32 protein-coding genes and 1 pseudogene are annotated in these 25,994 nt (G+C 74.5%); 20 read left to right on the top strand and 13 right to left on the bottom strand.

Going from position 1 to position 25,994, the window contains the following annotated elements; genetic code table 11:
* The first annotated feature begins 7 nt into the window (after nucleotides 1-7).
* From LO763_RS16085 to LO763_RS16100, 4 genes are all read left to right on the top strand, one after another.
* Complete coding sequence (locus tag LO763_RS16085) at nucleotides 8-787, top strand: exodeoxyribonuclease III (protein ID WP_230786126.1); 780 nt, start codon at nucleotides 8-10, stop codon at nucleotides 785-787.
* Between the two features lie 57 nt (nucleotides 788-844).
* Nucleotides 845-1,807 (top strand): VldE C-terminal domain-containing protein, encoded by a 963-nt coding sequence (locus tag LO763_RS16090; RefSeq protein ID WP_230786128.1) that lies wholly within the window; start codon nucleotides 845-847, stop codon nucleotides 1,805-1,807.
* A gap of 13 nt (nucleotides 1,808-1,820) precedes the next feature.
* A complete protein-coding gene (locus tag LO763_RS16095) occupies nucleotides 1,821-2,459 on the top strand; it encodes a maleylpyruvate isomerase N-terminal domain-containing protein (RefSeq protein ID WP_230786145.1) in 639 nt (212 codons plus the stop codon).
* 216 nt (nucleotides 2,460-2,675) lie between these two features.
* Nucleotides 2,676-3,119: a hypothetical protein gene (locus LO763_RS16100; RefSeq protein WP_230786147.1), complete on the top strand. Its 444-nt coding sequence runs from the start codon at nucleotides 2,676-2,678 to the stop codon at nucleotides 3,117-3,119.
* Between the two features lie 213 nt (nucleotides 3,120-3,332).
* On the opposite strand, the pseudogene LO763_RS16105 reads toward LO763_RS16100, so the two are convergent.
* Nucleotides 3,333-3,824: pseudogene (locus tag LO763_RS16105) on the bottom strand (LysR substrate-binding domain-containing protein); the annotation flags it as partial.
* An 8-nt stretch (nucleotides 3,825-3,832) separates the two neighbouring features.
* On the opposite strand from LO763_RS16105, the gene LO763_RS16110 reads away from it, so the two are divergent.
* Entirely contained in the window at nucleotides 3,833-4,468 is a 636-nt protein-coding gene (locus LO763_RS16110) for an MFS transporter (protein ID WP_230786157.1), read from the top strand.
* 50 nt (nucleotides 4,469-4,518) lie between these two features.
* Here the strand turns inward: LO763_RS16110 and LO763_RS16115 are convergent, their stop codons facing one another.
* The 4 genes from LO763_RS16115 to LO763_RS16130 are packed head-to-tail and all read right to left on the bottom strand — an operon-like array spanning nucleotide 4,519 to nucleotide 8,114.
* Nucleotides 4,519-5,004: a methylated-DNA--[protein]-cysteine S-methyltransferase gene (locus LO763_RS16115; RefSeq protein WP_230786159.1), complete on the bottom strand. Its 486-nt coding sequence runs from the start codon at nucleotides 5,002-5,004 to the stop codon at nucleotides 4,519-4,521.
* Nucleotides 5,001-6,500: a DNA-3-methyladenine glycosylase 2 family protein gene (locus LO763_RS16120; RefSeq protein ID WP_230786161.1), complete on the bottom strand. Its 1,500-nt coding sequence runs from the start codon at nucleotides 6,498-6,500 to the stop codon at nucleotides 5,001-5,003. The genes LO763_RS16115 and LO763_RS16120 overlap by 4 nt, the downstream gene beginning before the upstream one ends.
* 50 nt (nucleotides 6,501-6,550) lie before the next feature.
* Nucleotides 6,551-7,525: a tyrosine-type recombinase/integrase gene (locus LO763_RS16125; RefSeq protein ID WP_230786162.1), complete on the bottom strand. Its 975-nt coding sequence runs from the start codon at nucleotides 7,523-7,525 to the stop codon at nucleotides 6,551-6,553.
* Nucleotides 7,526-7,565: 40 nt separating this feature from the next.
* A complete protein-coding gene (locus tag LO763_RS16130) occupies nucleotides 7,566-8,114 on the bottom strand; it encodes a DUF1697 domain-containing protein (protein ID WP_230786164.1) in 549 nt (182 codons plus the stop codon).
* 60 nt (nucleotides 8,115-8,174) lie between these two features.
* Between LO763_RS16130 and LO763_RS16135 the strand changes: the two genes are divergently transcribed.
* Nucleotides 8,175-8,594, top strand: coding sequence for a secondary thiamine-phosphate synthase enzyme YjbQ (locus LO763_RS16135; RefSeq protein ID WP_230786165.1), 420 nt, complete (start codon nucleotides 8,175-8,177; stop codon nucleotides 8,592-8,594).
* Nucleotides 8,595-8,612: 18 nt separating this feature from the next.
* On the opposite strand, the gene LO763_RS16140 is transcribed toward LO763_RS16135, so the two are convergent.
* Nucleotides 8,613-9,578 (bottom strand): aldo/keto reductase, encoded by a 966-nt coding sequence (locus tag LO763_RS16140; RefSeq protein ID WP_230786167.1) that lies wholly within the window; start codon nucleotides 9,576-9,578, stop codon nucleotides 8,613-8,615.
* Nucleotides 9,579-9,686: 108 nt separating this feature from the next.
* On the opposite strand from LO763_RS16140, the gene LO763_RS16145 reads away from it, so the two are divergent.
* Genes LO763_RS16145 through LO763_RS16160 form a run of 4 tightly spaced genes read left to right on the top strand, consistent with a single transcriptional unit; the run spans nucleotide 9,687 to nucleotide 12,285 of the window.
* Nucleotides 9,687-10,064 carry a MerR family transcriptional regulator gene (locus LO763_RS16145; RefSeq protein ID WP_230786168.1) on the top strand — a complete coding sequence of 126 codons (378 nt, stop codon included), beginning with the start codon at nucleotides 9,687-9,689 and terminating at the stop codon, nucleotides 10,062-10,064.
* A 54-nt stretch (nucleotides 10,065-10,118) separates the two neighbouring features.
* Complete coding sequence (locus tag LO763_RS16150) at nucleotides 10,119-10,862, top strand: nucleotidyltransferase domain-containing protein (RefSeq protein WP_230786170.1); 744 nt, start codon at nucleotides 10,119-10,121, stop codon at nucleotides 10,860-10,862.
* Nucleotides 10,863-10,874: 12 nt separating this feature from the next.
* The gene (locus LO763_RS16155; protein ID WP_230786172.1) at nucleotides 10,875-11,423 is read left to right on the top strand and encodes an AAA family ATPase; all 549 of its coding nucleotides are present in this window, start codon (nucleotides 10,875-10,877) and stop codon (nucleotides 11,421-11,423) included.
* Nucleotides 11,416-12,285 carry an aminoglycoside phosphotransferase family protein gene (locus LO763_RS16160; RefSeq protein WP_230786173.1) on the top strand — a complete coding sequence of 290 codons (870 nt, stop codon included), beginning with the start codon at nucleotides 11,416-11,418 and terminating at the stop codon, nucleotides 12,283-12,285. The genes LO763_RS16155 and LO763_RS16160 overlap by 8 nt, the downstream gene beginning before the upstream one ends.
* A gap of 3 nt (nucleotides 12,286-12,288) precedes the next feature.
* Here LO763_RS16160 and LO763_RS16165 read toward each other — a convergent pair whose 3' ends face one another.
* On the bottom strand, nucleotides 12,289-12,786 hold the full coding sequence (locus LO763_RS16165; protein ID WP_230786175.1) for a tetratricopeptide repeat protein: 498 nt from the start codon (nucleotides 12,784-12,786) through the stop codon (nucleotides 12,289-12,291).
* A gap of 114 nt (nucleotides 12,787-12,900) precedes the next feature.
* On the opposite strand from LO763_RS16165, the gene LO763_RS16170 reads away from it, so the two are divergent.
* Nucleotides 12,901-13,578, top strand: a complete 678-nt coding sequence (locus LO763_RS16170; RefSeq protein WP_230786176.1) for a maleylpyruvate isomerase N-terminal domain-containing protein — start codon at nucleotides 12,901-12,903, stop codon at nucleotides 13,576-13,578.
* Here LO763_RS16170 and LO763_RS16175 read toward each other — a convergent pair.
* Nucleotides 13,575-14,282, bottom strand: a complete 708-nt coding sequence (locus LO763_RS16175; RefSeq protein WP_230786178.1) for an HNH endonuclease family protein — start codon at nucleotides 14,280-14,282, stop codon at nucleotides 13,575-13,577. The genes LO763_RS16170 and LO763_RS16175 overlap by 4 nt on opposite strands.
* Before the next feature lie 117 nt (nucleotides 14,283-14,399).
* Between LO763_RS16175 and LO763_RS16180 the strand changes: the two genes are divergently transcribed.
* From LO763_RS16180 to LO763_RS16190, 3 genes are all read left to right on the top strand, one after another.
* Complete coding sequence (locus tag LO763_RS16180) at nucleotides 14,400-14,921, top strand: P-loop nucleotide/nucleoside kinase family protein (RefSeq protein WP_230786179.1); 522 nt, start codon at nucleotides 14,400-14,402, stop codon at nucleotides 14,919-14,921.
* Between the two features lie 81 nt (nucleotides 14,922-15,002).
* Complete coding sequence (locus tag LO763_RS16185) at nucleotides 15,003-16,151, top strand: WD40/YVTN/BNR-like repeat-containing protein (RefSeq protein WP_230786181.1); 1,149 nt, start codon at nucleotides 15,003-15,005, stop codon at nucleotides 16,149-16,151.
* Nucleotides 16,151-16,429, top strand: a complete 279-nt coding sequence (locus tag LO763_RS16190) for a MoaD/ThiS family protein (protein WP_230786182.1) — start codon at nucleotides 16,151-16,153, stop codon at nucleotides 16,427-16,429. Before LO763_RS16185 ends, LO763_RS16190 begins: the two co-directional genes overlap by 1 nt.
* A gap of 50 nt (nucleotides 16,430-16,479) precedes the next feature.
* Here the strand turns inward: LO763_RS16190 and LO763_RS29920 are convergent, their stop codons facing one another.
* Nucleotides 16,480-17,046 carry an FKBP-type peptidyl-prolyl cis-trans isomerase gene (locus LO763_RS29920; RefSeq protein WP_230786184.1) on the bottom strand — a complete coding sequence of 189 codons (567 nt, stop codon included), beginning with the start codon at nucleotides 17,044-17,046 and terminating at the stop codon, nucleotides 16,480-16,482.
* 79 nt (nucleotides 17,047-17,125) lie between these two features.
* Between LO763_RS29920 and LO763_RS16200 the strand changes: the two genes are divergently transcribed.
* Nucleotides 17,126-17,590 (top strand): MarR family winged helix-turn-helix transcriptional regulator, encoded by a 465-nt coding sequence (locus LO763_RS16200; RefSeq protein ID WP_230786185.1) that lies wholly within the window; start codon nucleotides 17,126-17,128, stop codon nucleotides 17,588-17,590.
* On the opposite strand, the gene LO763_RS16205 is transcribed toward LO763_RS16200, so the two are convergent.
* Together LO763_RS16205 and LO763_RS16210 are read right to left on the bottom strand one after the other, a co-directional pair.
* Nucleotides 17,584-18,246 carry an NAD(P)-dependent oxidoreductase gene (locus LO763_RS16205; RefSeq protein WP_230786188.1) on the bottom strand — a complete coding sequence of 221 codons (663 nt, stop codon included), beginning with the start codon at nucleotides 18,244-18,246 and terminating at the stop codon, nucleotides 17,584-17,586. The genes LO763_RS16200 and LO763_RS16205 overlap by 7 nt on opposite strands.
* A 247-nt stretch (nucleotides 18,247-18,493) precedes the next feature.
* The gene (locus LO763_RS16210; protein ID WP_230786190.1) at nucleotides 18,494-18,976 is read right to left on the bottom strand and encodes an Lrp/AsnC family transcriptional regulator; all 483 of its coding nucleotides are present in this window, start codon (nucleotides 18,974-18,976) and stop codon (nucleotides 18,494-18,496) included.
* Between the two features lie 80 nt (nucleotides 18,977-19,056).
* Here LO763_RS16210 and LO763_RS16215 point away from each other — a divergent pair, with 80 nt between their 5' ends.
* Genes LO763_RS16215 through LO763_RS16225 form a run of 3 tightly spaced genes read left to right on the top strand, consistent with a single transcriptional unit; the run spans nucleotide 19,057 to nucleotide 21,193 of the window.
* The gene (locus LO763_RS16215) at nucleotides 19,057-20,379 is read left to right on the top strand and encodes an APC family permease (RefSeq protein WP_230786193.1); all 1,323 of its coding nucleotides are present in this window, start codon (nucleotides 19,057-19,059) and stop codon (nucleotides 20,377-20,379) included.
* Nucleotides 20,376-20,972 (top strand): rhomboid family intramembrane serine protease, encoded by a 597-nt coding sequence (locus LO763_RS16220; protein ID WP_230786194.1) that lies wholly within the window; start codon nucleotides 20,376-20,378, stop codon nucleotides 20,970-20,972. The genes LO763_RS16215 and LO763_RS16220 overlap by 4 nt, the downstream gene beginning before the upstream one ends.
* Nucleotides 20,969-21,193: a hypothetical protein gene (locus LO763_RS16225; RefSeq protein ID WP_230786196.1), complete on the top strand. Its 225-nt coding sequence runs from the start codon at nucleotides 20,969-20,971 to the stop codon at nucleotides 21,191-21,193. The genes LO763_RS16220 and LO763_RS16225 overlap by 4 nt, the downstream gene beginning before the upstream one ends.
* 137 nt (nucleotides 21,194-21,330) lie before the next feature.
* Here LO763_RS16225 and LO763_RS16230 read toward each other — a convergent pair whose 3' ends face one another.
* Nucleotides 21,331-21,744, bottom strand: coding sequence for a VOC family protein (locus tag LO763_RS16230; RefSeq protein ID WP_230786197.1), 414 nt, complete (start codon nucleotides 21,742-21,744; stop codon nucleotides 21,331-21,333).
* A gap of 118 nt (nucleotides 21,745-21,862) precedes the next feature.
* Nucleotides 21,863-22,777, bottom strand: coding sequence for a DUF1963 domain-containing protein (locus LO763_RS16235; RefSeq protein ID WP_230786199.1), 915 nt, complete (start codon nucleotides 22,775-22,777; stop codon nucleotides 21,863-21,865).
* Between the two features lie 310 nt (nucleotides 22,778-23,087).
* Here LO763_RS16235 and LO763_RS16240 point away from each other — a divergent pair, with 310 nt between their 5' ends.
* Both LO763_RS16240 and LO763_RS16245 read left to right on the top strand, forming a co-directional pair.
* The gene (locus LO763_RS16240; RefSeq protein ID WP_230786204.1) at nucleotides 23,088-24,188 is read left to right on the top strand and encodes a coiled-coil domain-containing protein; all 1,101 of its coding nucleotides are present in this window, start codon (nucleotides 23,088-23,090) and stop codon (nucleotides 24,186-24,188) included.
* Between the two features lie 189 nt (nucleotides 24,189-24,377).
* The gene (locus LO763_RS16245; RefSeq protein WP_230786210.1) at nucleotides 24,378-25,829 is read left to right on the top strand and encodes an amidase; all 1,452 of its coding nucleotides are present in this window, start codon (nucleotides 24,378-24,380) and stop codon (nucleotides 25,827-25,829) included.
* Nucleotides 25,830-25,994 lie beyond the last annotated feature (165 nt).

A 25,994-nucleotide genomic window follows, 5' to 3' on the forward strand; every position in this document is an offset into this window, starting at 1 on the left:
GAGGCCCATGCGCGTGGCCACGTGGAACATCAACTCGCTCAAAGCGCGGCTCGACCGGCTCCTGGCCTGGCTCGAGTCCGCCTCCCCGGACGTGGTGTGCCTCCAAGAGCTCAAATGCGCCACCGCCGATGTCCCCGTCGAGGCCATCGCCGACGCGGGGTATGAGACCGCCGCCTGGGGCACCGGCCGCTGGAACGGCGTCGCGATCCTCTCGCGGGTCGGCATCAGCGACGTGCGCACCGGCCTCGCCGACCAGCCCGACTTCGCCGACGCGACCGAGCCGCGCGCCATCACCGCCACCTGCGGTCCCGTCCGCGTCCAGTCGCTGTACCTGCCCAACGGGCGCGACGTCGCCGACCCGCACTTCCCGTACAAGCTCGCGTTCCTCAAGGCGCTCGCGGCCGACGCGGCCGCCGACGCCCGCGGCGAGACGCCGTTCGCCGCGGTCGGCGACTACAACATCTGCCCGACCGACGACGACCTGTGGGACGCCGCGGCGTGGACCGGCACCACCCACGTCACCCCCCAGGAGCGGGCCGCGCTCGACGCGGTCAAGGCGGCCGGGCTGGCCGACGTGTTCCCGCGGGCCCTCAAGTACGAGTGGCCGTTCACGTACTGGGACTACCGCAACCTCGACTTCCCGAAGAACCGGGGCCTGCGCATCGACCTGGCCCTGGCCAACCCCGCGTTCGCCGCAGCCGTCACCGACGCCTACGTCGACCGCAACGAACGCAAGGGCAAGGGCGCCTCCGACCACGCCCCCCTCGTGATCGACCTCGACCTGTAACCACGACCCCTGCCGGGGCTCGGGCCCTGGACCGTCCGGAAGGCACCACCTCCCACCGTGCGCAACAAGATCCTCTCCGCCGTCCTCCTCGCCGCGCTCGTGGCGCTCTTCCCGGTGCCGGCCGCCGCCGAACCCGACGAGGAGACCCTCGAGGCCGACCTCGCCGACGCCATCGCGGCCGTCAACGACGCCCAGGACCAGGTCGACGCCGCCGAGGCGCGCACGGCCGAGCTCGAGGCCCAGATCGCCGACACCCAGGCCCGCTTCGAGGAGCTGCGCGTCGACCTCAACGAGTACGCCCTCTACCTGCACACCGAGGGCGACCTCCAGCAGACCAACGCGATCCTCTCGGCGAGCGACTCGCGCGACCTCATCGACGCGATGACCTACACCGGGTTCCTCGGCGACGAGCGGGCCGCGCTCCTGACCGAGGCCGGCGAGATCCTCACGCAGCTGGAGGCCGAGCAGGCCGCCCACGACGACGTCGCGGCCGACGCCGCCGATGCCCTCGAGGACGCCGAGAAGGCCCAGGAGGACCTCGAGGAGGAGCTCGAGGCGCTACGCGCCGAGGAGGCCTCCGGGCCCGGCTCCGACGGGGGCGCCCCGGCCGCCGAGGGCGGTCCCGGCGGTGGCGGCGGCTGCACCGAGGACGACCCCACCACCTCCGGGTGCCTGACCCCGGCCACGCTCCACGTCTACAACGAGACCAAGGAGGCCGGGTTCGACCACTACGTGTCCTGCTACCGCTCCGGCGGCTCGGGCGAGCACCCGCTGGGGCGCGCCTGCGACTGGGCGGCCGACGCCTCCGGCTTCCAGAACTCGGACGCCTCCGGCGACGACAAGGCCTACGGCGACCAGCTCGCCGCCTGGTACGTCAACAACGCCGACGCCCTCGACATCGAGTACGTCATCTGGTACCGCCAGTTCTGGTCGCCCGGCGGGGGCTGGCGCTCCTACTCCGGCGCCGACGGCACCCCCGCGGGGGACCACACCAACCACGTCCACGTCTCCGTGCAGTAGCGAAAGGACCGTCATGACCGACACCCCGAGCCAGTACCTCGCCGCCGCCCGCACCGCCCTCGGCCTCCTGGAGGACCCGGCCGTCGCCGGCGCCTGGGACGGGCCCTCCGCGCTGGAGGGGTTCACCGTCGGCGGCCTGGCCGCCCACCTCGCCCAGCAGGTCACCTCCGTCACCGGCGCGCTCGCCGCCGACTACGCCGGCAAGCCGCTCATCGGCCTGTTCGAGCACTACGACCGGGCCGCCTGGGTGGGCACCGGCACCGAGGGCGACGCCAACGCCGCCATCCGGGCCGGCGGTGAAGAGGCCGCCCAGCGCGGCCCCGACGCCGTCCTGGACCAGGCCCGGGAGGCCCTGGCCGAGCTCGAGGCGGCCCTGCCGGGCCTGGACGGGTCCCGCATCAGCGGCAACACGCGCTGGCCCTATGCGACGACGCTCCACGACTTCCTGCACACCCGCATCCTGGAACTCGTCGTCCACACCGACGACCTGGCGCACTCGGTGGGCGTGGACACCCCCGTGTTCGACCAGGACGCCTTCGACACCGCCGCGCACATGCTCACCCGGCTGTCCGCCAAGCGCCACGGGCAGGCCGCGCTGGTGCGGGCCCTGGCCCGGAGCGAGCGGGCCCCCGAGACCGTCAGCGGCCTTTAGGCCCCGTTCACGAACTGCGCGGGGCGGCATCCGGCCTCCTGGCCCGCTCGCCGCGTCGTCGGCGCTCCAGGTACAGCACCGGTGTCTGGAGCGCCTGCCGCCTTGCGACCGAACCAATGAACTCGGATGCCACCGCCCCGGGAGTTCATGAACAGGGTCTGACAGCGGCCCCGTATACGAGGCGGGCACGCACCGGCCTGGGGTAGGGTCGCGGCCATGGTCTCCCCGCCGGCCCCCACCGTCCGCCGCGCCCTGATCGCCGCGGTCTGGCTCGCGGTCGTCCTCGCCGGGCTCCTCGCCGCGGTCTGGGGCGTCGCCTGGGCGCTCCAGGGCGGCCCGCAGCCGGGGATCGGCACGGTCGCCGAGGCCACCCGCCTGGACTTCCCCGACGGGACGGACGTCCTCGACGCCGACCTGGCCCAGATGCAGCCGCCCACCCCCGGTGACCGCGCGGAGATCAGCGTCGAGATCCCCGCCGAGGCCTTCGGCGAGTTCATCGACGCCAACGGCATGGACGCGCCCCTGCTGGCCGGGGCCACGCCCGCGGGGAACGCCTCGGGGATCATCCCGGCCGGGTGCGGCCCCGAGTCGTGCTGGTCGGCGACCATCGTCGTCACCGACGACGCGGTCACCGTCGACCTCGCCGTCACCCTCCTCTAGGCCAGGACGCCGCGCGGCGTCCGGCCGATGGACGTCACCGGGTCGCCGGACCCTCCGGAGACGGGCGCGCGGGGTCAGGGCTGCGTCAGCGTGGGACATGAAGGCCTCCAGGTCGTGAAGCAGTGCACTTGACAGCTCCACTTCACTCCCGGAGGCCTTCACCTGTCACACGAATCCGCTACAACCGCGGAACAACGTCCCTGAACATCACACCTAGGCCGCGGCGAGCTGCGCCGCGAAGGCCCGGGTGCGCGCGGTCTCGCGGTCGCGGTGCCAGACGAGGCCGAGGAAGGAGTCCTCGAGCCCGGCGACCGGGACGAACGCGACGTCGCGGCGGCCGTAGTAGTCGGCGGTCGACCGGCACAGGAGCATCGCCCCCCGATCGGCCGCCACCAGTGCGAGTCCCTCTTGCAGCGTCCGGACGGCGGGCCCGGCGGGGACCCGCAGCCCTCCGGGGGTCTCCCGCGGCGCCTGGGCCCGGCGCCAGTACTCCGGCGCCGGGCCCACGGCCTCGACCAGCGGGAGCTCGGCGAGCGCTTCCGCGCCCACGCCGCCGCGGGCGGCGAGCGCGTGGCCGGCGGCGACCGCGAGCGTCTGCGGCTGCTTCGAGAAGACCCGCCCCAGGACGAGGTCGTCCTCCTCCACCGGCAGGAGCACCACCGCGAGGTCGACCTCGCCGCGGCGCACCGCGCCGAACGGGTCCGCCGGTCCTGGTGCTCGTCGCGATGGCGGTGCTGCTGCCGAAGCTGCCCGCCGAGGGCCCGGTCCGCCTGGGCGGCGTGCTGCGCCTGGCCGGTGGACCGAGGGTGCGCATCGGCCTGCTCGTGGTGGCGTTCCTGGTCACCGGGCACTTCGCGGCCTACACGTACGTGCGGCCGGTCCTGGAGACGGTGCCGGGGGTCGGCGCCGGGATGATCGGCACCCTGCTGCTGGCCTACGGTGTCGCCGGCGTCGCGGGCAATGCCGCCGCGGGCGCCGGGGCCGCCCGGTCGCCGCGCGGGACGCTCCAGGTGATCGCCGCGGTGCTGGCGGCCTCGGTGCTGCTGCTTCCCGCGGTGGGCGGGTCGCCGCTCGCGGCGGGCGCCCTGATGGCGGTGTGGGGGCTGGCGTACGGCGGCGTCTCGGTGGCGACCCAGACCTGGCTGCTGGCGGCGGCGCCGGACGCCCGCGAAGGCGTGTCCTCACTGTTCGTCGGCGTCTTCAACGGGGCGATCGCGTTGGGGGCGCTGGCCGGAGGGCGGATCGCGGACGGTTTCGGCGTGACCTCGGTGATGTGGGCCGGCGGCGTGCTCGCGCTCGCGGCGCTGCTGGCGGCGGCGGGCCGCGCGCCCTCGTCCGGCAGGGCCTGACGACCGGTGAGACCCCGCGGTCATGCGCGTCCGCGGGGCCCGGCCGGTCGTCAGGCGAACAGGGCCGGCTCGCCGCGTTCGAGCGACAGCAGCCGCTCCTTGCGCCACAGGCCCCCGGCGTAGCCGGTGAGCTTCCCGTTCGCGCCGATCACCCGGTGGCAGGGGACGACGATCGCGATCGGGTTGCGCCCGTTCGCCAGGCCGACCGCCCGCACCGCCTTCGGGTCGCCCAGGCGCTGGGCCACATCCAGGTAGGAGCAGGTCTCGCCGTAGGGGATCTTCACCAGCTCGGCCCACACGCGCCGCTGGAACGGCGTCCCGGCCGCCGCCAGCGGCAGGTCGAACTCCTTGAGGTCCCCGGCGAAGTAGGCCTCCATCTGGTCGACCGCCGCCTCCAGGACCGGCGTGGGCTCCTCGGGGCCCCACGCCTCATCGACCTCCTCCACGCCCATGTTGATGCAGGTCAGTCCCTCGTCCACGGCGGCTATCGCCAGCAGCCCCAGCGGGGACTGCATCGTCAGGTGCCTTGCGTTCATCGCACACTCGCCTTCTCGTCGTCGGGCATTCGGTTCGTCGGGTGCTCGCTGGAGGCCCACAGGTACTGCACGGCGTAGGACCGCCACGGCCGCCACGCCTGCGACCGGGCCTCCAGGTCCCGGCCCGCGCCGAGCCCCAGCCCGGCCGCGCCCTTGACCACCCCGAGGTCCTTGACCGGGAACGCGTCCGGGTCGCCCAGGGCCCGCATGGCGATCATCTCCACCGTCCACGGCCCCACTCCGGGGACGGCCGCGAGCGCGGCCCGGGACCGGGCCCAGTCGGCGCCCGGGCCCACGTCGACCACCCCGTCGGCGAGTGCCCGCGCCAGGGCGAGGACGGTGCGCTTGCGGGAGGCGGGCATCGGCAGGTGCCCGGGGTCGGCCTCGGCGATGGCCGCCGGGGACGGGAACAGGCGGGCCAGGCCGCCCTCGGGGTCCTCGACCGCCTCGCCGTAGCGTTCGGCCAGGCGCGCGGCGACCGTGGCGGCCGAGGCGGTGGCGATCTGCTGGCCGATCACGGCCCGGATCGCGTACTCGGGGCCGTCGGCCTTGCGCGGGACCCGCCGGCCGGGGGTCTTGGCCGCCAGGGGCGCGAGCACCGGGTCGGCCGCCAGCGCCTCCATGGGCGCGTGCGGGTCGTGGTCCAGGTCCAGGGCCCGGCGGCAGCGGGCGACGGCGGCGGTCACGTCCCGCAGGTCGGCCACGCGCAGGCGGCACTCGACATAGCCCGGACCCGGGCGCAGGGCGGCGGTCCCGGGGCCGTGGGGCAGGCGCAGGGTCCTGCGGTAGGCGCCGCCGCGCCACTCCTCGACGCCGGGGGCGGCCGCCGCGGCCAGGTGCCCGAACAGGTTCGACGGCTCGAACGGCTCCCGGTAGGCCAGGCGCAGCGTGATCGCGCCCCCGCCGGTCGCGGGGTCTTTCGCCTTGGCGCGCAGTTCGGTGGGGGAGCAGGCGAAGACCTCGGCGACGACGCGGTTGAACGCCCTGATGGAGGCGAACCCGGCCGCGAAGGCGACCTGGCCCATGGGCAGGTCGGTCGATTCGATGAGCGTCCGCGCGCACTGCGCCCGCTGGGCCCGGGCCAGGGCCGCCGGGCCCGCGCCGACCTCGGCGATCAGGAGCCGCTCGAGCTGGCGCAGCGAGTAGCCCAGGCGCCGGGCCAGGCCCGCGGCGCCCTCGCGGTCGACCACGCCCTCGCCGATCAGGCGCATCGCGCGGGCGCACACGTCCGAGCGCCAGTCCCACGCCGGGGAGCCGGGCGAGGCGTCGGGCCGGCACCGCTTGCACGCCCGGTACCCGGCCTCCTGCGCGGCCGCCGCCGAGGCGTAGAACCGCTGGTGCTCGCGTTTGGGCTTGACCGCCGGGCACGAGGGCCGGCAGTAGATGCCGGTGCTGGTCACGGCCAGGAACACCCAGCCGTCGAATCGGGCGTCCCTCCCGGCGACGGCGGCCTGGAGCTGCGCCTCGTTGAACGAGTGGACCGCGTTGATCGTCATGCCCCCAAGCGTGCACCCGGGGTGCGACATCGGCTAGCCAGGATGCGACATCACGCTTCGGGGAGCTGGAGCCGGTCGACCGCCTCGCGCGAGCGCCGGGCCGGGCGCCGGTCGTAGCGGGCCGTCGTCGCCGGGGAGGCGTGCCCGACCAGGGACTGCGTGATCGCCAGGTCGACGCCGGCGTCCAGGAGCTCGCCGATGAAGGTGCGGCGGAAGTCGTGCGGGGTGTGGCGCTGCTGCCCGGCCTCGATGAGGCGCTTGGTGAGCAGGTCGGCGATGGCCTGCCCGGTCATGCCCGAGAGCCGGTTGCCGGTGCGGCGCAGCCGCCCGGCCTTGTTGATGGGGCAGAACAGGGCCCCGGGGTCGTTGCCGCGCACGGCCGTCCACCGCTCGATCCGGGCCTGGGCGGCCTCGGTGACGTACACGGCCCGCTCCTTGTTGCCCTTGCCGACGATGCGGATGGAGCGCTCGGTTCGGTCGTAGTCGGACAGGCGCATCGAGGCGATCTCCGAGCGGCGGCACCCGGTGGAGTAGAGCGTGGCCAGCACGGCGGCGTCGCGGGCGCCGGCGGGGCCGGGGTCGGCGTCGCACGCGTACAGGGCCGCGCCGAGGGCCTCGGCGTCGACGGCCTGGCCGACCGGGAGCCGCTGGGCCTTGACCGGCGGCAGGTCGCAGGCCCGCTGGTAGTCCTCGGCGGCCATGAGGTCGAGCCGCCAGGCCTCCTTGAGGACCCGGCGCAGGGCCGCGAGGTGCTTGTTGACGTACGCGCCCGACCAGCCCGAGTCGATCATCGCCGCCCGCAGGCGGGAGGTGTGCTCGTAGCGCAGCAGGTGCCAGGGCTGGCCCTCGCCGGTCGTGGCGGCGTCGCCGGACAGGAGCTGGGCGATGCGGTCGAGGCATCCGCGCATGGTCCGGCGCGACTCGGCCGACCCGAGCGAGTCCAGGTAGGCCCGGTACGGGTCGGCGCCGGGGGCGAGGACGACGGTGCGGTCGCTCCAGTCGACACCGGTGATCTCTGCGGACATGCGTCCCACCATAGTCCAAGCCGCGCAATCGGTCCGGCGGCTAGGCCGCGGCCATGTCGCGCAGCCTGCGGACGGTGCGCAGGTTCCGCGCGGTGACGTCCAGGCCCGCCAGGGGCTTCCAGAAGGCGGTGCGCTCCAGTGTCGAGGCGCCCTGCCCCCGGGGGTAGTACACCCACACCTCGGTGCCTGCGGCGACGGCCTCCTCGGGCTGCCCGGCCGGGACGGCCAGGGCCGGGGCGGGGCCGGACAGGAAGGACACGGTGACCTTCGCGGGGTCCAGGTCGCGGCCGGCGAACGGGTCGGCGTCGGCGACCGCGGCGATCTGGCCGGCGGTGCGGACCACGACCGGCACGGTGTGCCCGAACCGGCCGGCGATGACCGCCCGCACGTCCGCGGCGACCGCCTCGGCGGCGCCGTCCGCGTCGAGGACGACGTTCCCCGACTGGATGTAGGTGCGCACCCGGTCGAACCCGGCCCCGGTCAGGGCCGCGCGCAGCTCGGCCATCGGCAGCTTGCGGCGGCCGCCCACGTTCACGCCCCGCAGCAGTGCCACATAGGTCTCCACCGGTGCCTCCTCCTCGACGGTCATGCGACCCTACCGCCATGGTGTGACGACGCGGTGCGCACCGGCGTGGCAAGATCGGCGTTTATGAGCCCGGCGTTCCGCACCACCACCATCGCCGTCCACACCGGACGACGCGAGACCGTCCACAACCTCACCGCCGCCTGCGAGGCGTTCCTGTCCGAGACCGGCGCCCGCGAGGGCCTGCTGAACGTGTTCGTCCCGCACGCCACGGCCGGCATCGCCGTCATCGAGACCGGCGCCGGGTCGGACGAGGACCTCCTCGACGCCCTCGGCGACCTCCTGCCGCGCACCGACCGGTGGCGCCACCAGCACGGCTCGACCGGGCACGGCAGGGACCACGTGCTGCCCGCGCTGTGCGCGCCGCACGCCACGCTCCCGGTCGTCTCCGGCCGCCTCGCCCTGGGGACGTGGCAGTCGGTGCTGCTGGTCGACACCAACCGCGACAACCCCGACCGGACGGTCCGGCTCTCCTTCTACGGATAGGCCGGACCGCCCGGCAGGTCAGGCGGCGTCGGTCAGGCGCCGCCACTGGTCGGGGTCGAGCTTCAGCCCGACCCCGGCGGCCGCCTCCTCGAGCTGCGCCACGCTCGAGACGCCCACCAGCGGCACCACCGGCGCCTCGTGCCCGGCCAGCCACGCCAGCACCACCTGGTTGCGCGTCGCGCCCGTCTCGGCGCAGACCGCGTCCAGCGCCGCCAGCCTGGCCTGCGTCCCGGGGTGCTCGTAGTGCGGCCCCGGCGCCTTGGCCGGGTTGGTGTAGGCCCCCGACAGGAGCGAGGAGTACGTCAGGATCGCCATCCCCGGCGTGCTCGCCGCATAGTCGAGGTCGGTGGGCGCGGCGTGCACGTGCCCGCCCTCGGGCAGGGCCGCGCCCGGGCGCGGCTGGAGGTACGAGTACCGGTTCTGCATCGCCGTGTAGGCGGCCGCCCCGGCGGCCCCGGCGAGGGCCCGGGCCCGTTCGACGCGCCACGCGACGTGGTTCGACGCCCCCACCAGGCGCGTCTTCCCGGCGCGCACCACCGCGTCGAACCCGGCGACGGTCGCCTCCAGGGGCGTGTCGCGGTCGTCGCGGTGCGACCAGAACAGGTCCACCCGGTCGGTGCCCAGCCGCCCGAGGGACTCCTCGAGCGCGGCGGCGATCCGCTCGGGCGTCAAGGGCTCGGAGTGCTCCAGGCCCCCGCCGGGGAAGGAGGGCCGGCGGCCCGCCTTCGTGGCGATCACCAGGTCGTCGCGGTTGCCGCGCGCGGCCAGCCAGCGGCCCAGCAGCAGCTCCGACTCGTCCCCGGTGCCGCCCTCGACCCAGAACATGTAGCAGTTGGCGGTGTCGATGAAATTGCCGCCCAGTTCGACGAACCGGTCCAGAATGGCGAAGCTCGTCGCCTCGTCCTGCACCGCGCCCAGGGCCATCGCCCCCAGGCACAGCCGCGAGACGCCCACGCCGTCCGGTCCCAATGCGATCCGCTCCACAGCGGTCTCCTCTCCTCGAAGGTGGCTCCGACGCTAGGACTTGGAGTGGACTCCAACGCAAACCCGCAGGCAGGAGGCGTGCGGTTCGCGGCGGTATCATCGATACCCATGACCGCCGCCCCCACCGCCCCCGCCTACACGATCGGCGAGTGCGCCCGCCGCTCCGGGTTCTCCATGGACACCCTCCGCTACTACGAGCGCGTGGGCCTCATCGACGACGTCGACCGCACCCCCACCGGCCAGCGCCGCTTCACCGAGGCGCACCTCGAATGGCTCGGCACCCTCAAATGCCTGCGCGACACCGGCATGCCCATCGAGCAGATGTGCCGCTTCGCGCAGCTGGTCCGCGACGGCGACGCCACGGTGCCCGAGCGGATCGAACTGCTGCGGACCCACCGCGAGGCCGTGGACGAGCGCATCGCCGACCTGGACGCCAAGCGCGACTACATCTCCGGGAAGATCGACTACTACCGGGGCCTGGAGTAGCCGGGCCGGAAAACCATTCGACCCGGATCGGCGCGGTCGTCCATACTCCCGGTCGTGGACCACACCCGGCACGCCCTCGACATCGCCGACCGCCTCGCCGCCGAACTCGCCCCCGAGGCGATCGGGATCGCCCTGCTCGGCTCCCTCGCCAACGGCACCGACCACCCCGGCTCCGACATCGACCTCGTCATCGCCGCCGACGGCGAGGGCGTCGCGGTCCGCCACGTGGAGGGCCGCATGGCCACCCTCACCCGCAAGACCCCCGAGGCCCTCGCCGCGGCGCTCGACCACCCGTGGGAGGCCGGCGCCGCCGCCGGGGCCTGGCGCTTCGCGCGCCTCCTGCACGACCCCGACGGGCGCCTGGCCGCCCTCCAGGCCGCAGCGCGCGCATGGACATGGGACCGCCTCGGCCCCGAGGCGGACCGGTGGGCCGCGGGCGAACTGGTGGGCCTGGCCGAAGAGGTCCACAAGGTCGCCGGAATGCTCGAGGCGGGCCGGGCCCGCGCCGCGGCCGCCAACCGCGCGATCCTCGCCCTGCGACTGGGCCACCCCATGGCCGCGGCCCACCGGCTCGTATGGGACTCCGACAACACCCTGTGGGACGCCCTGGCCGCCGCGGCCGGCCCGGACTGGGCGCGGGCGTGGGACGACGCCGCCGGCGTCACCGGCGCGGGCCACGACGCCGGCTGCCGGGCCGCCCTGACCCTGTACCGCCTCGCCGCCGACCACCTCGCCCACCACCTGGACGCGAACGGGCGGGCGGTCGTCCGCACCGCCCGCCACCTGACCGACAGCTAGAACGGGAGGCCCGTGCGCCGCCACATCCTCACCGGCGCCCCCGGCGCCGGCAAGACCACCGTCCTGCGCCTGCTCGCCGCGGCCGGGCACGCCACCGTGGCCGAGGCCGCCACCGACCGCATCGCCGCCGCCCAGGAGGCCGGCGAGGCCGCCCCGTGGGAGCGGGACGGCTTCTGCGACGAGGTCGCCGCCCTCCAACGCGACCGCCTCCTCGCCGCCGGGACCCTCCCGGGCCCCGACCAGTACTTCGACCGGTCCCCGGTGTGCACGCTCGCGCTGGCCCGCTTCACCGGCCGGCCCGTCGGGCCCGTCCTCGCCGCCGAACTCGACCGCCTCCGGACCGAACGCCCCTACCGGGAGCGGGTCCTGTTCCTGGACCTGCTCGGGTTCGTCACCCCGACCGCGGCCCGGCGCATCGACCTCGCCGGCGCCCGCCGCTTCGAGCAGCTGCACCTGGAGGCCTACGCCGAGTACGGCTTCACGATCGCCCGCGTCCGGGCCGCCGACCCGCGGTCCCGCGCCGCCCGCATCCTCGACCTCGCCAAGGAGCCCCATGCCTGAGATCACCGCCGACCTCGTCCGCGACCTGGTCGCCGACCAGTTCCCGGCCTGGGCCGACCTCCCGGTGGCACCGGTCGAACGCCAGGGCTGGGACAACCGCACCTTCCGGCTCGGCACCGAGCTCACCGTCCGCCTGCCCAGCGGCGAAGGCTACGTCGCGGCCGTCGCCAAGGAGGACCGCTGGCTGCCGCTGCTGGCGGCGCACCTGCCGGTCCCGGTCCCCGAACCGGTCGCCACCGGCCGCCCCGGCCCGGCCTACCCGCACCCGTGGTCGGTCCGGCGCTGGATCGAGGGCCGGACCCTCATGGACGCACCGGACGTCGACCGGGCCCGCCTGGCCGCCGACCTCGGCGCGCTGTTGAGGACCCTGCGGGCCGTGCCCGCCGCCGACGGCCCGGCCGGGGGCCGGCACTCGTTCTTCCGCGGCTGCCACCCCAGCGCCTACGCCGACGAGTTCCAGGAGTACCTGCACACCCTCGCGGGCCGCGTCGACACCGCGGCGTGCGCGGCGGTGTGGGCCGCGGGGATGCGAACGGTCTGGACCGGGGACCCGGTGTGGTTCCACGGCGACATCGCCCCCGGGAACCTCCTCACCGAGGACGGGCGGCTGTCGGCGCTCATCGACTTCGGCACCTGCGGCGTCGGCGACCCCGCCTGCGAGCTCCCCATGGCCTGGACCTACTTCACCGGCGGGGACCGCCGGGCCTTCCGGGAGGCCGCGGGCCTGGACGCGGGCACCTGGGCCCGGGCCCGCGCCTGGACCCTGTGGAAGGCCCTGCTCGTGATGACCCTGTCGCACCCCGAGCCCGATCCGGAGCAGGAGCGCGTCCTGGAGGCGGTCCTGGCCGACCCGGTCGCCTGACCCTCAGAGGGGGCCCAGGCCGACCAGGGCCCGCGCGTAGTTCACCGTCGACCGCTGGTACCGCGGCAGGTGCGGGGCCAAGGCGCGCAGGGCGACCGACAGGCCCTCCCGGTCGCGGCCGAGCTTCGCGAGCGTCAGGGCCTCGCACATGGCCAGGGCGTCGTCGTACCCGTCCGAGCCGCGCGCCTTCTCCTCCTCGATGAGGGCCAGGGCCCGCTCGGGGCGCCCGGTCTCGCGCAGCGAGGACGCCATCTGGATCGACACGCGCCGCCGCCGCACCCCCGAGAGCCCGGCGGCGACGGCCCGCTCGTAGTAACCGACCGCGGCCTCGGTGTACCCGGTCGAGTCGTGGGCGCCGCCGACCTCGAACAGCGCCACCGGGTCGTCGGGGCCGCACTCGGCCGCGAGGTCCTTCATGGCCTGCACGAACTCGTCGCGGCCCATGTCGTCGAACCGTTCCCACAATGCCGCGCAGCGCGCTTCCCAAGCCTCATCGGTCACGGAAGCGAACCCTACGCCGGTCCCGCCGGCCCGGCCACCGGGCCCGCGGCGGCGGACGCGGCCCCGGACCGACGGCCCTGCCGCACACCGGCATCCGGGATAGGCTTTCGCCCCATGACCGCACCCGCGCCGCTGGCGGCGCTGACCGCCGAATCCGCCCGGCTCGCGGCCGTCCTGGACGGCCTCGCCCCCGCCGACTGGGCCCGGCCCACGCGCTGCGACCCGTGGGACGCCGCCGCCCTGGCCGCGCACGTCACCATGACCACCGAGCGCCTGGACGCGATGCTCGACGCCCCCGAGCCCGCCGCCGCCACCGTGGACGCCGCCGCCTACTACCGGCCCGACGAGCGCTTCTCGCCCCGGACCAACGCGATCCGCGTCGACTCGGCGACCGAGGCCGCCCGCGCCGGGGGCCCGGCCGTGGCCGCGGCGTTCGCCGCGGCCTGGCGGCGCGTCGCCGACCGGTGCGCGGCCGAGCCGCTCGGGCGGCGCGTGACCACCCGCCACGGCGACCCGATGACCCTCGCCGACTTCCTGACCACCCGGGTCGTGGAGGTCTGCGTGCACGGCATCGACCTCGCCGACGCCCTCGACCGGCCCCGCTGGGCCACGCCCGAGGCCGCCGCCGTCGTCACCGGGCTCCTGCTCGGGGCCGGGCACGGGGACGCGCTCGCGGCGCTGGGCCTGGCGCCGGTCGCGTTCATCGCCAAGGCCACCGGCCGCGAACCGTTCACCGGTGCCGAGCGGGCCCTGGCCGAGGACCGCGGGCTCACCTGGCTGGCCCTGGGCTAACACTGCCCGGCGTAGTCCAGCAGCGCCGCCCGCTCGGCCTCGTCCACGCTCAGGTGCCACTCGGTCTTGACCTCGACCCACGCCCAGACGTAGGCGCAGTGCACCGCGGCGTCCTCGGGCATCCACTCGGCGGGGTCCTGGTCGGACTTGGACCGGTTCGAGGAGGCGGTGACGGCGATCAGGTGCCAGGCGTTCCCCTGGTAGTTGGCGTACGCCTGGCGGTCCTCGGTGGTCCAGTCGACCGCGCCGGACCCCCACGCCTCCTTGAGCGGCACGAAGTGGTCGATGTCGAGGTCGCCGGAGGCGGTGACGGTCTCCCCGTCGTACATCGAGATCCACTCGCCGGTCATGGCGGCGTCGCAGTCGGCCTCGGTGAGGTTCCCGGACCGGTCCTGGGCGACCAGGACGTCGTCGCGAGCGTCGCAGCCGTTGCCGTCGTCGTCCTTCCAGTGGGGGAACAGGGACCGGTCGTAGCCGTCGTTGGCCTCCTCGGCGACGGCGAGCGCCTCGATGTCGGCGGTCAGCTGCGCGGGGTCGACGGTGACGGTGAAGGGGGCGGTGTCGCTGAACTCCCCGGACGCCTCCGAGCCGGTCCCGGACCCGCCGGGCCCGGTGGTGGCGTCGTCGATCAGGTCGGCCACGTCCTGGCAGCCGGCGGCCAGGAGCGCGAGGGGCAGGAGCAGCACGAGGCGGGAAGCGCGCATCAGGCGTCGTCCTAACGGGGCAGGCAGCACGGGGGGACGCGTCATCGCGACCGGAGTGTTCGCAACGTAACACACGCACAGGCGCCGGGCCAGGGCCGCTCCTGTTAGATTCCCCAGATGATCGTATGGCTCAACGGCACCTTCGGCGCCGGCAAGACCACGACCGCGCGCCTCCTGGCCCGGGCCCTCCCGGCCCGCCTGTTCGACGCCGAGCACGTCGGCTACCTCCTGCGCGGCGTCATCGGCGACCTCCCGCACACCGACTTCAAGGAATGGAAGCCCTGGCGCGGCCTCACCGTCGAGACCGCCCGCCAGGTCCTCGACTACGCCGGCGGCGCCCTCGTCATCCCGCAGTCGGTCCTGCAACGCGAGTACTGGACCGAGCTCATGGACGGCTTCGCGGCGCACGGCGTCCCGGTGCACGCCTTCACCCTCCACGCCGACCGCGCGCAGCTGACCGCCCGCATCGAGGCCGACGCCGACGAACCGACCGCCGCCCAGTGGCGCCTGGACCACCGCGACGCCTACGAGGCCGCCCTCGAGCAGTGGATGCGCGCCCGCACCACCGTCGTCGACACCACGCACCTGACCCCCGCCGAAGTGTGCGAGCGCATCGCCGCCGCCGTCCGCGCCGCGTGACACCCCCGGCTACCCCGAAACGTCGTACCCGGGCGCAAGGATGAGGGGCGAGAGCCAACACGACCGGCAAAGGAGCCCGCCATGGCCTACCTCGTCCTCATCGGGACCCGCAAAGGGTTCTTCACCGCCACCAGCGACGACCGCGCCGCATGGGTCCTCAAGGGCCCCCACGGCCTCGACCCCGACGGGTTCACCGCCGTCGCCGAGATCTACGCGGCCGCCGCCGACCCCGCCACCGGGCAGATCCTCGTCGCCGCCGACTCGCCCCACTTCGGGACCTCCGTGTGGCGCTCGGACGACCTCGCCGCCACCTGGCACGAACCCGACCGCGCCCCCATGGCCTTCCCGCAGGACCTGCCCTACCGGCCCCTGGACTTCTCCGACACCGCCGGCCTCGACCAGCCCGAATCCGACCAGGCCAACACCGTCAAACGCGTCTGGCAGCTCGCCTTCGGCCCCCAGGAGGGCCGCGTGTGGGCCGGGGTCGAGCCCACGAGCCTGTGGCGCTCGGACGACGGCGGCCGCACCTTCGCGTTCAACCGGTCCCTGTGGGACCACCCGCAGCACACCACCTGGGCCTCCGGCGGCGGCGGCCCGGCCGTCCACACCATCGTCACCGACCCCGACGAGCCCGCGCACGTCATGATCGCCATGTCCTCGGGCGGGATCTACGAGACCCGCGACGACGGCGACACCTGGACCGGGGTCACCAAGGGCATCACCGTCGACTACGGGCCCGACCCCGAGCCCGAGTCCGGGCACTGCATCCACAAGGTCGCCCGCACCGCCGACGGCACCTGGCTGGCCCAGAGCCACGGCCCGGTGTGGCGCACCGCCCGGCCCGGCACCGGCTGGACGAACGTCTCGGGCACCCTGCCCTCGGAGTTCGGGTTCGCGGTCGTGGCCCACCCGACCGCGCCGGGCACGGCCATGGTCTGGCCCGTCCAGGCCGCCATGGACCGCTTCCCGCCCGACCGGCGCATCAGCGCCTGGCGCACCGGCGACGGCGGCGGCACCTGGGCGCCGTGGGGGACCGGCCTGCCCACCGAGCCCTACTTCGGGAACGTCATGCGCGACGGCGCCTGCACCGACGGCGCGGCCGACCCCGGCTGGTACTTCGGGACCCGCTGCGGCGACGTGTGGGCCGCCGGCGACGCCGAGGGCCGCTGGCACCAGGTCGCGGCCCACCTGCCCGACGTGCTGTGCGTGCGCGCGATCGAGGTCCCGTGATGGTCGAGGTCAAACTGCCCGCGGCCCTGGCCTCCGAGTGCGGGGGCGAGCGGCGCCTCGCCGTCGACCTGCCGCCGGAGGCGACCCTGGGGGAGGTCCTCGACGCCGTCGAGGCCGCCCATCCGCGCCTGGCCCGGCGCCTGCGGGACGAGTCGGGCAGGCTCCGCCGGTACGTCAACGTCTACATCGGCGAGGAGGAGAGCCGCCGCCTCCAGGGGCTGGCCACGCCGGTCGAGGGCCGGGAGGTCCAGATCCTGCCGTCCATCGCCGGCGGCTGAGACGCGGCAGGAGGGGGCGCCGGGCGCCCCCTCCTGCCGCGGAGAACGTCTTACTGGCCGTTGATGGAGACAACGTCCACGACGAACACGAGCGTCTCGTTCGGGCCGATCACCCCGCCCGCGCCCTGGGCGCCGTAGCCGAGCTCCGGCGGGATCACGATCACGCGCCGGTCGCCGACCTGCGCGCCGATCAGGCCGTCGTTCCAGCCCTGGATCACCGGCGCCGAACCCAGCGGGGAGACCTCGAACGGCTGCGCCCCGCGGTTCCAGGACGCGTCGAACTCCTTGCCGTTCGACCAGTTGAACCCCGCGTACTGCACCGCGACCGCGTCGCCGGCCTTCGCCTCGGCGCCCGAGCCCTCGACCACGTCGGCGGTGAACAGGGTCGTCGGCGGCTCGGCGTCCGGCACCGTCACGACCGGCCGCGACCCCGTGTCCTCGGAGACCGAGACCTCGACACCGTCACTGATCTGCACCACGTTCACATCCCCTTCGTCTGCACTCTCATCTGCACTGCTGCCGGCGCCGTCGCCCGCGCCGCATCCGGCCAGCAGCGCCGCGCTCACGAACGCGGCGGCGACCGGCTTCCAAACTCGACTCACCAGGCTGGAGGCCACCGAGGGAACCTACCACCCGCGGCCGGGCCGATGCGACCTCGCCTATCCTGGTCCCAGGCCCCGACCGCAGGAGCACCGCATGACCCAGGCCCCCCACGGCCCCGCCCACGACGTCACCGAACTCCTGCGCGAACTCACCGTCCAGCTGCGCCTGCTCAACCGCCAGGTCTCCGACCGCCTCGGCCTCCAGGACGTCGACCTGGAGTGCCTCGACCTCATCAGCCGGACCGGCCCGCTGACGCCCTCGGCGCTGGCCCGGGCCGCCGACCTGCACCCGGCCACCGTCACCGGCGTGGCCGACCGCCTCGAGCGGGCCGGGTGGATCCGGCGCGAGAAGGTCCCGGCCGACCGGCGCGCGGTGCACCTGACCGCCGATGCCGACCGCGCCGCGGCGGTCCTGGGCCTGTACCTGCCGCTGCGGGAGGCGATCGGGGCGGTCTGCGCCGATTTCGACGCCGCCGAGCTGGCGGTGGTCGCCCGGTTCCTGGAGCGCGTGGGCGCGGCGGGGCGCCGCGCCACCGAGGACCTGGCCGCGGGTCAGTAGGCGACGCCCAGGACCTGCCGCACCGCGGCGGGGTCGCCGATCGACCGGAGCATCGCCGCCGCCAGGTCGGCGCGGGCGATCGTGAACCCGTTCCGGGGGTTGCGCCCGTAGGCGGTGCGCCAGGCGCCGGCGGCGGGCTTGTCGGTCAGCCGGGGCGGGCGCACGATCGTCCAGTCCAGTCCTGAGTCGAGGACGGCGTCCTCCATGGCGGCGACGTCGGCGTAGTGCCCGGCCAGGGCCCGTTTGACAATCGGGGTGAGCAGTCGCAGCAGGGGCCCGTCGCCGGGGTCGTGCCGGGGCTTGTCCGGGCGGGCCGCGGTGGGGACGGTGCCGATCGGCGCGGCCGAGAGGACCACGAGGCGGCGCGTCCCGGCCCGCTCCATGGCCGCGATCAGCGCGCGGGTGCCGGTCTCGGCGACTCCGGCTTCGGCCTTCGCGGTCGGGCCCAGGGCCGAGACCACGGCGTCGGCGCCCGCCACCGCCGCGGCGAGCGCGTCGGGGTCGGGGCGCGAGAGGTCGGCCTGGACGGCCGCGACGCCGGCCGGGAGTTTGCCGGGGCTGCGGACCACGGCGGTCACCTCGTGTCCGGCCTCGAGGGCCTGTTCGAGCACGAGCCGGCCCGTCGCGCCCGTCGCCGCCGCCAACGTGAGCTTCATGGGGCCACTCCTCGCCTAGATAATACGAGAACCATAACATCTGCTTCGCATATAAAATAGGAGGCTGGATCCGAGTCACCACGGCGCGGGGGACGAGCCGCACCGCCGCTTCGCACGGTTCGGCCGCGAGACCACGACGAGCCGCCTGCCGCGGCAGCCGGTTCGCGGCCAGGCGGTCGCGACGCCACCCTCGTGGAGCACCGCCGCTCTCGGCCGAACCGGCGGGCGACCCGCGCCCGCCGTGCCGCTAACGCCCCTCCCGCTCTCCCGGCGCCTCCGGCAACGCCTCCAGCACCCGATTGTCCAACCGCTGGAACACCATCGACGTCTGGAACCGCGCCACCTCCGGCCGCGACGCCAACCGATCCACCAAAAACGCGTGCAACCGCTCCGTGTTCTGCACCGCCACATGCAGCACGATGTCACCCTCACCGGACACCACGAACAGCGTCAGCACCTCCGGCCACGACCCCACCACCGCCCGGAACGCCTCGTACGAACCGCGCTGATGATGCCGCAACTGCACCGTCACCAGCGCCTGCGCCTCCCGCCGCAACGCTGCCGGATCCACCTCCGCGTGATACCCCCGGATCACCCCCCGCCGCGTCAACGACCGCACCCGATCCAGCACCGTCGACGGCGCCACCCCCAACCGACGCGCCAGCTCCCGATTCGACAACCGTGCATCCGACTGCAGCAACCGCACGATCCCGACCTCAAGTTCATCCATCCACGGATTATCCCGCCCATACCGATCAATCGTCCAAACCACCCCGGAACACACCGACCATCCGTCTAGCCTTGCCCCACATGACCGCCCGAACGCACACCCCCGGCACCCTCGGCACCGCCCGCGGCACCGCCCTCTACCTCGGCGCCGTCCTCGGACCCGGCGTCCTCGCCCTCCCGCACCTCGCCGCCGCCGCCGCAGGACCCGCCGCCATCATCGCCTGGGCCGGACTCCTGGCCCTCGCCGTCCCCGTCGCCGCCACCTTCGCCGCCCTCGCCACCCGCTGGCCCGACGCCGGCGGCGTCGCCACCTTCACCCGCGCCGCCTTCGGCGACCGCGCCGCCGCCGCCTGCGGCTGGTGGTTCTACAGCGTCATCCCCGTCGGCGCCGCAGCCGCCGCCCTCGTCGGCGCCGACTACCTCGCCGCACCCGCAGCACTCGGCGACACCGCCACCCTCGCCATCGCCGCCGCACTCCTCGCCGCCGCCTTCACCGCCAACCACATCGGCCTGCGCCTCTCCGGCAGCGCCCAACTCCTCCTCATGGCACTCCTGGTCGCCCTCCTCACCACCGCCGTCACCACCGCGCTCCCGCACGCCGACACCGCCCACCTCACCCCCTTCGCCCCCCACGGCCCCGCCGGCATCCTCTCCGCCGCCGCCGTCCTCCTCTACGCCTTCTCCGGCTGGGAAGCCGCCAGCCACCTCGCCGGCGAATTCACGAACCCCAAGCGCCAACTCCCACGCGTCACCGCCCTCACCCTCGCCCTCGTCGCCACCGTCTACCTCGGCCTCGCCGCCACCACCGCCCTCGTCCTCGGACCCGACGCCGCCACCCGCCCCACACCCCTGGCCGACCTCCTCGCCTACGGCTTCGGCCCCGCCGCCCGCACCGTCACCGCCGCCGCGGCCGCCGTCCTGTGCCTGGGCGCCATGAACACCTTCATCGCCGGCGCCTCACGCCTGGGCGCCGCCCTCGCCCGCGACGGCGCCATGCCCCGCCCCCTCGCCAAAGGCCACCAACCCGGCCGCACCCCCCACCGCAGCCTCGCCCTCCTCGCCGCCCTCACCGCCACCGTCCTCACCGCCGCCGTCATCTGGGAACTCGACCTCGACCAGCTCATGCGCGCCACCTCCGCCTGCCTGGCCGCCGTCACCACCCTCGCCTGCGCCGCCGCCGCGAAACTCCTCACCGGCACCCGACGCGCCACCGCCATCGTCGCCACCACCGTCACCGCCGCCATCGCCACCGCCCTGACCTGGTACCTCCTCATCCCGCTCACCGTGGCCGCCGCCGCCCTCACCTACCTGCACCTGCGACGCCGCACCCCCGAGCCCGATACGCTTCAGAGCACCGAACCGGAACGCGACACCGCGCCCCCGCTCGCACAAGGAGCCCCATGACCACCGCATCCCCGCCCGCCCTCCACCCCCTCCGCCGCGCCCTCACCCTCTGGGGCGCCCTCATCGCCCTCATGTGGGCCCTGCTCATCGCCGACTGGGTCCTCCCGGCCCACCTCACCATGTGGGGCATCACCCCGCGCACCCTCGACGGCCTCATCCCGGGCGTCCTCGCCGCCCCCTTCCTCCACTTCGGCGCCGGCCACCTCGTCTCGAACATGGTCCCGCTCGCCGTCATGGGCACCATCGCCGCGCTGCGCGACTGGCGCGGCATGTGGACCGCCCTGGCCTTCGCCACCGCCGTCTCCGGGCTCGGCGTCTGGCTCATCTCGCCCGCGCACTCGATCACCGCGGGCGCCTCGGGTGTCGTCTTCGGCCTCTTCGGCTACCTCCTGGCCCGCGGCGTCTTCATGCGCAAGGTCGGCGACTTCCTCATCGCCGTGCTCGTGATCGCCGCCTACGGGTCGATCATCTGGGGCGTCCTGCCCACACAGCCGCACATCTCCTGGCAAGCCCACCTGTTCGGGTTCCTCGGCGGCATCCTCGCCGCGTTCGTCACCGCCCGAGACCGCCGCACCGCCCCGGAAGCGGCATGAGCGCGCCCGGCGGCTTCACCTACACCGAACGCGCCGACGGCACCGTCCGCATCGTCCACCGCGGCCGCGCCGCCGCCACCCTCCGCGGCGCCCGCGCCGCCAAGTTCCTCGACGAGATCCGCACCGGCGACCCCCAACTCGTGATGGCCCGCTGGACCGGCGCCTACAAGTTCGGCAACGAACGCACCGCCCGCAGGCACCCCCGCAACCAGCGCCGATGACCACACAGCGGGGGAGGAGCCGACCCCGCGCCCAACGGACGCCGCTCCACCGCCCGGCGCCTCCAGCACCGACATTCCCACAAGCAACGATGGGCGGGCCCTAGGGCCCGCCCACCATCACATACGCCGCCAGGGGACTACGAACCGCTGATGTTCACCATCCAACCGATCCCGAACCGGTCCACCAGCGCCCCGAACTCGTCACCCCACGCCTGCCGCTCCAACGGGATGTTCACCGAACCGCCCGCGCTCAGCCCCGCGAAATACCCCCGCAGCTCCTCACCGTCCTCATCGCCCTCGCCACTGAGGCTGATCGCGATGTTCTCACCGGGCCGGTAGTCCATGCCCGGCGGCGTATCCGAGGCCATCAGCGTGAACCCCGCAGGCGAGGTCAACTGCGCGTGCATGACCATGTCCTCGTCCGGGCCCGGCATCCCGGACTCACCGAACGTGCTCACCGTCAACTCACCGCCCAGCACGCCCTGGTAGAACTCCATGGCCTCCCGCGCGTCCCCGTCGAACGCCACATACGGGTTGAGGATCGAACCCATCGCGCACTCCCTCCGCAGTCGAAGCGATACCCCCGACATCCTCGCAAGCCCCACCGGCCCCCGCACCCCGAACGACGATCGCGAACCCGGGGGAGCACCGGCCCGACCCCGCACCCGGTCAGGGATTGGCCCACATCATGACCGCCACCCGGTCGAACCGCCGCTCGACCAGATCCCCCCGTGGCATCACCCAGTACACCGTCGCCATCGGCAGCCCGTGCCACTCCGCGAGCAGCACCCACTCGCCCGCCGCCGCATCGGACGACACCCCCGCCTCCCGCTCGAGCCGCGCCGCGTACCCGACCGGGTCCCCGTAACCGTCGAAGTCCGACGCGTACCCGCCGACCCGGAACTCCACGAAGCCCTCCTGGTCGTCGCCGTAGGCGACCTCCTCCCACACCTCGAGCAGGGCGCGGGCACGGGGGTGCTCGCCCGGGTCCGCATACGCGCCGAGGTTGTGGACCGGATGCTCGAAGAGGGTCGCGCCGCAGCGCAGGCGCAGCTCGCCCATGGCGCGCAGGTGCGCGTCGAGGTCCTCGGGGGAGCCGTGCTCGTACACCGGATCCCAGTCCAGGTTCGTCGCACGCTCCTCGACCGCAGTGCCGGCGGGAAGGTAGAGGGCACCGCCCGCCGGTTCGGGCTCCAGGTCCGGGTTGGCGAACAGCAGGAGGTGCCCGTCCGGCGGGAGCGGGAGGTCGGTGGCGCCGACCGGGATCGCGGCCAGGTCGAGCGTCGCGATCAGCTGATGCTCCGAGGACTCGAACCCGTCGCCGCCCGGCGACCCGTACCTCTCGGCAGGGGTCGCCATGTCGGGCGGCAGCATCAGCGGGCCGCCGCACCGGCCGACGACGGGACCCTCGCCTCCGGGGGTCAGTTCGGCGGCCGGCCGCGCCAGCGCGATCCAGCGGTCGACGTCGGCTCCGGGGACGCCCTCGGCCAGTGCCGCGGCGCGGAACCGTCCGAGCCGTTCCAGTGCCGCCGCGGGCAGCGAACGGATCGATTCGGGCAGCGCTGCGGATTCCAGCTCGTGCACAGGGGATTCCTTTCCATTCGACGACGCCCGCCGTGATCCGCGGGCGCACCGCAGCGGATGCTACAGCGGCGGTCCGACACCGCGCTGCGCCCGAGGTGCTCAATGGTCGGGACACCCGGCCGAACTCGGCCCTCATGCGCGGCCCGGAAGCGCGCCCGGCGGGCTCGCGTCCGGTCACTCGGGTCCAGGGCCTCCGATACATAACTTGCGGGAACGGCACTTCTCGTGAGTTATATAGCCGGGCGGGACATGCTTGTTTTTCTATTATTTAAATATAAAAACCAGAAATAAATAATGTTAGGATGCGGGCATGACGAAAACGGGTACGAACACGACTGTCAAGACCGCGACCGCCAAGACCGCGACGCTGTGCAAGCGCTGCGGGACGCCGATTCCGCAGCAGCCCGGGCGCGGGCGCCCGCGCCTGTACTGCGCCGAGGGCGACTGCGCCGCCCAGGCCAAGCGCCAGCGGGAGCTGCGCCGCGCCACCCCGGGCCTGGAGGGCGCCCTGGCGCGGGCCGAGGAGCTGTACGAGCAGATCGAGCAGTCCATGGCCTCGGCGCTGGCGCCGCTGGCCGAGGCCCTGCGGGCCGAGACGGATCCGGCCGAGGTCGAGGCCCGGCTCGCCGAGGTCCGGTCCGATGCCGCCGGTGCGGTGGCCGCCGCCCGGGCCGAGCGCGACGAGGTCGCCGCTCGTGCGGCGTCGCTGCGTGAGGAGCTCGCCGCCGCGCAGGCCGAGGCCGAGCGGGCCGCGGCGGGGTTGGAGGCGGCGGAGGTGCGGGCGAAGGAGGCCGTGTCCGCCCGGTTGGAGGCGGTCAGGGCCGCTGAGGCCGCTCGGGAGGAGACGGCAGCGGCGCAGGAGGCGGCCGGCGAGGCGGCTCGGGTCCGGGCGGCGGCCGAGGCCGATGCGGCTTCGGCGCGTGAGGCGGCGCGGTCGGCGCTGGTGGAGCGGGACGCGGCGGTGTCCGGTCGTGAGGCCGCCGAGCAGGCGGCCGTGTCGGCGCAGGGCGAGGCGGCGCAGGCGCGGGCGCGGGCCGAGGAGGTCGCCGCGGAGGCGGCCGAGGCGTTGCGGGCCGGTGAGGCGGCGTTGGAGCGGGCCGAGACGCGGACGCTGGCGGTGGCCGCCGAGCGGGATGCGGAGCGGTCGCGGGTGGAGTCGCTGGTGGCGGAGGTGGCGGTGGCGCGTCGTGATGCCGAGCAGGCGAGCGGTCTGGCGGCTGAGCGTGCGGCGGCGTTGTCGGGTGTGCAGGCGGAGTTGTCGGCGGCGGTGGGTGATGCGCGGGTGTCGGCGTCGCGGTTGGAGGCGGCGCAGGCCGGTGCTGTCGAGGCGCGGGGGGAGGCGGCGGTGTGGCGTGAGCGGGCGCTGGCGGCGGAGGCGCGGTTGGTCGAGCGGGAGCGCCGGAGGGAGTAGTGCTGCTCCCCCGCGTCGGTGCGCGTGGTTGGCCTGTTTCGGTGCGGGGGTCGCGGCGGTGTCCTGTGGGCGCCGCCGCGTCTTGACGGGTGCTCCCCCGGTGTACGCGTGGGTGGCGACCGTTGCCTTGTTGCGGAAATTCGTGTTTTGTGGCCTGTTCGGGGGGCCGTTACGGTCGTTCGCATGGACATGGAGTGGAGTTTTGCGACGGCCGAGGCGCTCGTGGCGGCCTTGCGCGCCGGTGCGGTGACGTCGGTGGAGTTGACCGATGCGGCCATCGCTCGTATCGAGCGGGACGACGAGGCGATCAATGCGGTCTGCGTGCCGGACTTCGAGCGGGCGCGGGCGGCGGCGCATCGCGCCGATCGGGCGCGTGCCGGGGGTGGGGACCGGCCGCTGCTCGGTGTGCCGGTGACGGTCAAGGAGTCGTACGACATGGCGGGTCTGCCCACGACGTGGGGCATGCCGCAGTACCGGGACTTCGTGCCGGTCGAGGACGCGGTGCAGGTGTCGCGGTTGCGGGCCGCCGGTGCGGTGGTGCTCGGGAAGACCAATGTGCCGCTGGGGTTGCAGGACATCCAGAGTTTCAACGAGATCTACGGGACCACGAACAATCCGTGGGATCGTGGGCGCACGTCGGGCGGGTCCTCCGGCGGGTCGGCGGCGGCGCTGGCGTCCGGGTTCGGTGCGCTGTCGATCGGTTCGGACCTGGCCGGTTCGCTGCGCACCCCTGCGCATTTCTGCGGGGTCTACGCGCACAAGCCGACGCTGGGGCTGGTGCCGACCCGCGGGATGGCCGCGCCGCCGGCGCCGCCGTGGCCGGTGGACCTCGATCTGGCCGTCGCGGGTCCGATGGCGCGCAGCGCCCGTGACCTTGAGTTGCTGTTGGAGGTCATGGCGGGGCCGGATCCGTTGACGTTCGGGAAGGCGTACGGGTTGGCGTTGCCGCCGGCGCGGCATGAGCGGTTGGGCGATTTCCGGGTGCTGGTCGTGGACGGGCATCCGTTCATGCCGACCGGGTCGGCGGTGCGGGCGGGTGTGGAGCGGGTGGCGGAGGCGCTGGTCGCGGGTGGTGCCCGGGTGGAGCGGCATAGCCCGTTGCTGCCGGATCTGGGCGAGGCCGCGAGGCTGTACATGCAGTTGCTGTTCTCGGGTTCGGTGGCGCGTTTTCCCGTCGAGGCGTATGAGCGGTTGCGGGTCCGCGCCGCCGGGTTGAGCGTAGAGGACGGGAGTCTGCATGCGGCGCGGTTGCGGGCGATGGTGTTCAGCCACCGGGATTGGCTCGAGGTGACGGCTCGTCGTGAGCTGCATCGGCATCTGTGGCGGGAGTGCTTCGCCGAGTTCGATGTCGTGGTGTGTCCGATCACGCCGACTCCGGCGTTCGCGCATGATCATGACCCGGATCTGCTGGGGCGTCGGATCGATGTCGACGGGGTCGAGTGCGCGTACTTCGATCAGCTGGTGTGGGCGGGTGTGGCCACTATGCCGGGTCTGCCCGCCACGGCGGTGCCTGCGGGCTGTTCTTCGGAGGGTCTGCCGGTGGGGGTGCAGCTGGTCGGTCCGATGTTCGAGGACCGTACTCCCCTGCGGTTGGCGGGGTTGCTGGAGGAGCGGGTGGGGGGTTTCGCGGCGCCGGGGTAGGGGGTTCGGGTGGGGGTCGGGGCGCCGCGGGGGGGCCGGGGGGGGGGGGGGGGGGGGGGGGGGGGGGGGGGGGGGGGGCGGGGGGGGGGGGGGGGGGGGGGGGGGGGGGGGGGGGCCCCGGGGGGATGCGGTGGTCATGGGGCTCCTTGTGCGAGCGGGGGCGCG

This window comes from Glycomyces amatae, from assembly GCF_020991375.1.
In the GTDB taxonomy this organism is placed as follows: domain Bacteria; phylum Actinomycetota; class Actinomycetes; order Mycobacteriales; family Micromonosporaceae; genus Glycomyces; species Glycomyces amatae.